The organism is Chromohalobacter sp. HP20-39 (assembly GCF_033052815.1).
In the GTDB taxonomy this organism is placed as follows: Bacteria; Pseudomonadota; Gammaproteobacteria; order Pseudomonadales; family Halomonadaceae; genus Chromohalobacter.
Map to the genome: position 1 here is coordinate 1 of NZ_JAWHTP010000657.1, position 274 is coordinate 274.

Annotated in this window: 1 pseudogene; it reads left to right on the forward strand. The window is 56.6% G+C overall.

Features of this window, described 5'->3' with window-relative positions:
- Positions 1 to 274 (forward strand): annotated as a pseudogene (locus RVY79_RS19580) (transcriptional regulator); the annotation flags it as partial.

Below are 274 nucleotides of genomic sequence, written 5' to 3' on the forward strand. Positions count from 1 at the left end.
TATCATCTGACGGCATCCGGACGAGAACTCAGGCCTATCGTCGAAGCATTCGGTATCTGGGGTCAGCGCCGGATCGAAGCAGATGTATCGCTGCAGCACCTCGACGTTCAGCTCCTGATGTGGGACATGCGCAGAAATCTGAACACCACGCCGATGCCACAGCGTCGCAGCGTCGTACAGTTTATATATCCTGAACTATCCGCCACCCAGCGCTGTTGGTGGCTGATCGTCGATCCGAACGAAGTCGTCGATCTCTGCTCGATCGATCCCGGCT